The 254-nt window shown below is 75.2% G+C and carries 1 protein-coding gene; it reads left to right on the forward strand.

What is annotated here, in order from left to right; all coding sequences use genetic code 11:
* On the forward strand, positions 1-254 hold a 254-nt coding region (locus RYX56_RS23825), incomplete at both ends, for a c-type cytochrome (RefSeq protein ID WP_317124316.1).

Genomic DNA, 254 nt, shown 5'->3' on the forward strand with positions numbered 1-254 from the left:
GCTGGCCGAACAAGCGAAGGGCGCCGCCGCCACCGAAGCCCCGGCGCAGCGCGTGCACGCGATCGACGCCGCGATCCACGAACGCGGTGCCGCCGTGTTCGCGCGCACCTGCATCGCCTGCCATGGTCTCGACGGCCGCGGGGTGCCGCCGGTGTTCCCGCCGCTCGACGGCTCCGAGTGGCTCGCCGGCGATCCGACGCGCGCGATCGACATCGTGCTGCACGGCCTGATGGGGCCGATCACCGTGCGCGGCG

Origin of the sequence: Alkalihalophilus lindianensis, from assembly GCF_032843265.1 — a bacterium.
Classification (GTDB): domain Bacteria; phylum Bacillota; class Bacilli; order Bacillales; family Bacillaceae_D; genus Alkalihalophilus; species Alkalihalophilus lindianensis.